Source organism: Rugosimonospora africana (assembly GCF_016862975.1).
GTDB classification, from domain to species: Bacteria; Actinomycetota; Actinomycetes; order Mycobacteriales; family Micromonosporaceae; genus Rugosimonospora; species Rugosimonospora africana.
The window spans coordinates 21552-27551 of the sequence record NZ_BONZ01000052.1 but is presented as its reverse complement, the minus strand read 5'-3'; the positions used below and the strand labels follow the sequence as shown (position 1 = coordinate 27551).

General features: G+C 70.7%; 7 protein-coding genes. All 7 read left to right on the top strand.

Annotated elements, in window-relative coordinates:
- Positions 1–74: 74 nt before the first annotated feature.
- The 7 genes from pgsA to Raf01_RS27540 all read left to right on the top strand — a co-directional run bounded on the left by pgsA (position 75) and on the right by Raf01_RS27540 (position 5879).
- Positions 75–716 (top strand): phosphatidylinositol phosphate synthase, encoded by a 642-nt coding sequence (gene pgsA, locus Raf01_RS27570; protein ID WP_239133959.1) that lies wholly within the window; start codon positions 75–77, stop codon positions 714–716.
- Positions 713–1639 (top strand): phosphatidylinositol mannoside acyltransferase, encoded by a 927-nt coding sequence (locus Raf01_RS27565; protein ID WP_203920937.1) that lies wholly within the window; start codon positions 713–715, stop codon positions 1637–1639. The genes pgsA and Raf01_RS27565 overlap by 4 nt, the downstream gene beginning before the upstream one ends.
- An 8-nt stretch (positions 1640–1647) precedes the next feature.
- A complete protein-coding gene (locus tag Raf01_RS27560) occupies positions 1648–2799 on the top strand; it encodes a glycosyltransferase family 4 protein (protein ID WP_203920936.1) in 1152 nt (383 codons plus the stop codon).
- Positions 2800–2810: 11 nt separating this feature from the next.
- Entirely contained in the window at positions 2811–3296 is a 486-nt protein-coding gene (locus Raf01_RS27555) for a hypothetical protein (protein WP_203920935.1), read from the top strand.
- Between the two features lie 165 nt (positions 3297–3461).
- Positions 3462–4376 (top strand): pyridoxal 5'-phosphate synthase lyase subunit PdxS, encoded by a 915-nt coding sequence (pdxS, locus tag Raf01_RS27550; RefSeq protein WP_203920934.1) that lies wholly within the window; start codon positions 3462–3464, stop codon positions 4374–4376.
- 92 nt (positions 4377–4468) lie between these two features.
- Positions 4469–5065: a pyridoxal 5'-phosphate synthase glutaminase subunit PdxT gene (gene pdxT, locus Raf01_RS27545; protein WP_203920942.1), complete on the top strand. Its 597-nt coding sequence runs from the start codon at positions 4469–4471 to the stop codon at positions 5063–5065.
- Between the two features lie 58 nt (positions 5066–5123).
- Positions 5124–5879, top strand: coding sequence for a YebC/PmpR family DNA-binding transcriptional regulator (locus Raf01_RS27540; protein ID WP_203920933.1), 756 nt, complete (start codon positions 5124–5126; stop codon positions 5877–5879).
- Positions 5880–6000 lie beyond the last annotated feature (121 nt).

The following is a 6000-nucleotide window of genomic DNA, read 5'->3' as shown; positions in this document are numbered from 1 at the left end:
CCGTGCCGATCACGGGCGCCGTTATGGTGAGACCCGCCAGGCCGGAGGGCCGGGCAGCAGGCCGGAGGCAGAGGTTGAAGATCTTCAACGTGGTCGCAAGGGCCGGCATACCCCGCGTGTTCGGGCCGCTGGCCGGGTGGCTGCTGCGCCGGCACGTCACGCCGGACATGGTCACCGTGGCCGGTACCGTCATCACGCTCATCGGCACGATCGGCTTCGCCGCTCGCGGCCAGCTGCTGATCGCCACCCTGATCGTCATCGTGGGGTCCTTCACCGACGTCATCGACGGGACGATGGCCCGGATGTCCGGACGGCAGGGCAAGTTCGGCGCGTTCCTGGACTCCACACTCGACCGGGTGGCCGACGGTGCCATCTTCGCGTCGACCGGTTACTGGCTGATGACGCAAGGTAGGCACGCTGCCGCGGCGGCGTCCTTCATCTGCCTGGTCGCCGGCCAGGTCGTCTCGTATGCCAAGGCCCGCGCCGAGGGCCTCGGGATGACCGCCAACGTCGGGGTCGCGGAGCGGGCCGAGCGACTGATCATCATCGGACTCGGCGGGCTGCTCGCGCAGCTGGTCTGGACGTACACCATCGACATCTCGGTGTGGATCCTCGCCGTACTCTCGTTGATCACGGTCGGCCAGCGCATCGTGACGGTGTACCGCCAGGACCGGGCGGCCGTCCTGGAGAGCGAAGCCTCCCGGTCGGTCCGGTGAGCCGTACCGCCGACCTCGGCTACGCCGCCGGCTGGCGGGTGCTGCGCGTGCTGCCCCTGGGGCTGACGGCGCCGGGGTTCCGGGCCGCCGCCGACTGGACGACGTGGCGGCGGGGCAGGGGTGTGCAACGGCTGGCCGGAAACTTGCGCCGGGTCGTCGGCCCGGAGATCTCCGACGCCGAACTCGACACGCTGGTACGCCACGCGGCGCGCTCCTATTTCCGGTACGCGTTGGAGGCGTTCCGGCTGCCCAACTCGTCCCACGAGCAGCGCCTGCACGGCTTCCAGCTGGACGGCGTCGAGAAGCTGGCCGCGGACATGAGCTCCGGCCGGGGCGCGGTCGTCGCGCTGGCCCACTCGGGCAACTGGGACGCGGCCGGTGCCTGGGCGGCGGCCATGGGCTGGCCGGTGATCACGGTGGCGGAGCGGCTCAAGCCGGAGAGCCTGTTCCGCCGGTTCATCGAGTTCCGGGAGGGGCTGGGCATGGAGATCCTGCCGCTGACCGGTGGCCAGGGGTCGACCGTCCAGACTCTGGAGGAGCGGCTGCGCCGCGGGTACGTGGTGCCGATCCTGGCCGACCGGGACCTGAGCCGCAACGGTGTCGAGGTGACCTTCTTCGGCGCCGGTACGAAGGTGCCGCCCGGCCCGGCGCTGCTCGCCCTGCGTACCGGTAAGCCGCTGTACACGCTGGACATGTGGTTCTCGCCGGACGCGACGCGGGGGCTGCTGCGCGGGCCGCTGCCGCTGCCCGGTCCCGAGGTCGGGCCGATGCCCACCCGGGTCCGCCGGCTCGCCCAGGACATCGCGGACAGCCTCGCGAAGGGCATCGCGGCGCACCCCGTGGACTGGCACATGATGCAGCGGATGTGGCCCGATGATGCTGTGATGGATGCCGCGACGACAGACGGCGAAGCCGGCCGATAGGAGGCGGCGTGCGGATCGGCATCGTGTGCCCGTATTCGTTGAACACCCCCGGTGGCGTGCAGAACCATGTGCGTGACCTGGCCGAGTCCCTGATCGGGCTCGGACACACGGTGAGTGTGCTGGCACCCGCCGACGAGGACGACCCGCTGCCCGGATACGTGGTGCCGGCCGGGCGCGCGGTTCCGGTCCGGTACAACGGCTCGGTGGCCCGGCTGGCGTTCGGGCCGATCTCCGCGACCCGGGTGCGGCGCTGGCTGTCCGCCGGCCGGTTCGACGTGCTGCACGTCCACGAACCGATCTCGCCGAGCCTGTCGATGCTGGCCGTGCTCTACTCCCGGGCGCCGGTGGTGGCGACGTTCCACACCGCGATGACCCGGTCCCGGGCGATCGTCGCCGCGCAGGGGCTGCTCCAGCTGGTACTGGAGAAGATCACCGCACGGATCGCGGTGAGTGACCTGGCCCGGCGGGTGCAGGTCGAGCACCTGGACGGCGGGGCCTGGGAGATCCCCAACGGGGTCGCGGTGGCCCGGTTCGCCGAGGCCACGCCGCTGCCCGGCTGGCCGGGGGAGGCCGGGACGGTGGGCTTCCTCGGCCGGTTCACCGAGCCGCGCAAGGGCTTCCCGATCCTGCTCGACGCGTACCGGCGGGTGGTCGCGCACCGGCCCGGCCTGCGGCTGCTCGTGGCCGGCCCGGGTGAGCTGGCCGAACTCGGCGAGACCGGCGGGATCCCGGACGGGGTCACCTTCCTGGGCAAGGTCTCCGAGCAGGACAAGGCCCGGATGCTGCAGAGCCTCGACGTGTACGTCGCGCCGAACACCCACGGTGAGTCGTTCGGCATGATCTTGACAGAGGCGATGGCGGCCGGCGCCCCGGTGGTGGCCAGCGATCTGGACGCGTTCCGCCGGGTACTGGACGGCGGCCGGGCCGGCGAGCTGTTCCCGGTCGGCGACGCCGCCGCGCTCGCCGGCGCACTCGACCGGCTGCTGGACGATCCGGGTCGGCGTTCGGAGCTGGCCGCCCGGGCCCGGCAGGTGGTGGCTGCGATGGACTGGCCGGTGGTAGCGGAGCGTGTCCTGGAGGTATACGCGACGGCTATCGAGGCCACCAGCGGGGTGGTTGCCGACCTGGAGGACCCACCACGCGCCGGAAGTGTTGATTAGGCTCGGCAACCGTGTGGTGGATCGTCGGGGTGGTCGCTGTCGTGGTGTTGATCGCGACCTACATCACCTGGACCGCGGCGCGGGTCGACCGGCTGCACGCCCGGGCGACGGCCGCGCAGCTGGCGCTGGACGCTCATCTGGTCCGCCGGGCCGCGGCGGCCACCGAACTCGCCGAGCTGCTGGAGCGGCCCGAGCTGCAGGCACTGGCCCGGGCGGCTCGGGACGCCGTGCCCGAGGAACGGGAGCTGGCCGAGAACGACCTGACCAGGGCGCTCCGGGCACTGCCCAGGCCACGTAACTCGCCGGATCTCACCGACGTGGTGGTGGCCAGCCGCCGGGTCGCGCTGGGCCGGCAGGTCCACAACGATCTGGTACGCGACGCCCTGGCGCTGCGCCGCCGCCGGCTGGTACGGCTGCTCGGGCTGACCCGGAAGCACCCGCAGCCGCGCTACTTCGACGTGGACGATCCGATCCTCGACGAGATCATGGTCGGCTGATCCGCCCGCGGGCGGGCCCGTCCCGGCGCCGGATCGGAGCCGGATCGGGGCTGCGGTCGGGGTGGCGTGTCGCATGCCACCGGCCACCGATTGGCTGTTCGGGTCCGGGCACTTGGCGCCGTACTATGGAAATCTCAAATCCCAGCGCGAGGAGGGCGTTCCACCGTGTCGGAGAACCCGGTCAGCACCGTCTCGAACTCCGTGACCGGCACCGGCCGGGTCAAGCGGGGAATGGCCGAGATGCTCAAGGGCGGTGTGATCATGGACGTGGTCACGCCGGAGCAGGCGAAGATCGCCGAGGATGCGGGCGCGGTCGCGGTGATGGCCCTGGAGCGGGTACCGGCGGACATCCGGGCCCAGGGCGGCGTCTCCCGCATGTCGGATCCGGACATGATCGACGGCATCATCGCCGCGGTGTCCATCCCGGTGATGGCCAAGGCGCGGATCGGGCACTTCGTCGAGGCGCAGGTGCTTCAGGCGCTCGGCGTCGACTACGTCGACGAGTCCGAGGTGCTCACCCCCGCCGACTACGCCAACCACATCGACAAGTGGGCGTTCACCGTGCCGTTCGTGTGCGGGGCGACCAACCTCGGCGAGGCGTTGCGCCGGATCACCGAGGGGGCCGCGATGATCCGGTCCAAGGGCGAGGCCGGCACCGGTGACGTTTCGAACGCGACCACTCACATGCGCAAGATCCGGTCGGAGATCCGCCGGCTGACCTCGATGGCCCCCGACGAGCTGTACGTCGCCGCCAAGGAGCTGCAGGCGCCGTACGAGCTGGTCAAGGAGATCGCCGAGACCGGCAAGCTGCCGGTCGTCCTGTTCACCGCGGGCGGGATCGCCACGCCGGCCGACGCGGCGATGATGATGCAGCTCGGCGCCGAGGGCGTGTTCGTCGGCTCGGGCATCTTCAAGTCCGGCAACCCGGCCCAGCGGGCCGCGGCGATCGTGAAGGCGACCACCTTCCACGACGACCCCGACGTGATCGCGAAGGTCTCGCGTGGCCTCGGCGAGGCGATGGTCGGCATCAACGTCGACGACATCCCGCAGCCGCACCGGCTGGCCGAGCGCGGCTGGTGACCGGCCAGACAGCGGGCCAGGGCGCGGAGCGGCCGGCGGACGTGTCGCCGGCCGCGACCCGAGACGATCGGGGCGACGGTGTGACCGGCGAGCTGACCATCGGCGTGCTCGCGCTTCAGGGCGACGTGCGCGAACACCTGCGCGCGCTGGTCGAGTGCGGGGTGCGGGCCCGTTCAGTCCGCCGCCCGGAGGAGCTGGACGAGGTCGACGCCCTGATCATCCCCGGCGGTGAGTCCACCACGATCAGCAAGCTCGCGATCGAGTTCGGACTGGCCGACCCGATCCGCAAGCGGATCGGCGAGGGGATGCCCGCGTACGGTTCGTGCGCCGGCATGATCATGCTGGCCGCCGAGGTACTGGACGGCCGCCCCGACCAGGAGTCCTTCGCCGGCATCGGGATGGCTGTGCGGCGCAACGCGTTCGGCCGGCAGGTCGACTCCTTTGAGGCGCCGGTGCGCCTGGACGGCATCGACGGGCCCGCGTTTCACGCCGTTTTCATCCGGGCGCCCTGGGTCGAACGGGTCGATCGTGACGTTCAGGTGATAGGGACGATTGAGGCCGGACCGGCCGCGGGTAGGATTGTCGCGGTTCGGCAGGGCAATCTGCTCGCGACCGCCTTCCACCCCGAGCTGACTGGTGACCTGCGCGTACACCGGCTCTTCGTGGAGCTGGTCCGGGCGACACGATAAAATCGCCGCCCTGTCGGTCTGGCTCAGAGTGCCAGCCCGCGATCAAGACGGAGGGGTAATGTCCGGCCACTCAAAGTGGGCGACGACCAAGCACAAGAAAGCGGTCATCGACGCCAAGCGCGGCAAGCTGTTCGCGCGCCTCATCAAGAACGTCGAGGTGGCCGCGCGCACCGGTGGCGGTGACCCGGCCGGCAACCCGACGCTGTACGACGCCATCCAGAAGGCGAAGAAGAACTCGGTCCCGAACGACAACATCGACCGGGCGGTCAAGCGCGGCTCCGGCCAGGAGGCCGGCGGCGCCGACTACCAGACGGTGATGTACGAGGGGTATGGCCCCAGCGGTGTGGCGTTCCTGATCGAGTGCCTGACCGACAACCGCAACCGGGCCGCCACCGATGTCCGGGTGGCGCTGACCCGCAACGGCGGCAACCTGGCCGACGCGGGCAGCGTGGCGTACATGTTCTCCCGCAAGGGCGTCGTGATCGTGCCGAAGGCCGCTCAGCTGTCCGAGGACGACGTGCTCGGCGCGGTGCTCGACGCGGGAGCCGAGGAGGTCAACGACCTGGGCGAGGCGTTCGAGGTGGTCTCGGAGCCGACCGACCTGATCGGGGTGCGCTCCGCGCTGCAGGGCGCCGGCCTGGAGTACGAGTCGGCGGAGTCCTCGTTCGTACCGAGCGTGACGGTGCCGCTCGACGAGGAGGGCGCGCGGAAGATCTTCAAGCTGATCGACGCGCTGGAGGACTCGGACGACGTGCAGAACGTGTACGCCAACTTCGACGTCAGCGACGACCTGATGGCCAAGATCGACGCCTGATCGTGCCGGTCGGCAGAGATTTGATCATGGGTGGTGCGCCCCACGGTAAGTAGCGTCACACCGATTTTCGTTACGGAACGGTTCCGTATCGCATGAGCGCCGAGTAGCGTTCAGAGCGAAT

Excerpts from the sequence above, each read along its gene's own strand:
- Raf01_RS27540 (WP_203920933.1), top strand. The coding sequence starts at position 5,124 with ATGTCCGGCCACTCAAAGTGGGCGACGACCAAGCACAAGAAAGCGGTC.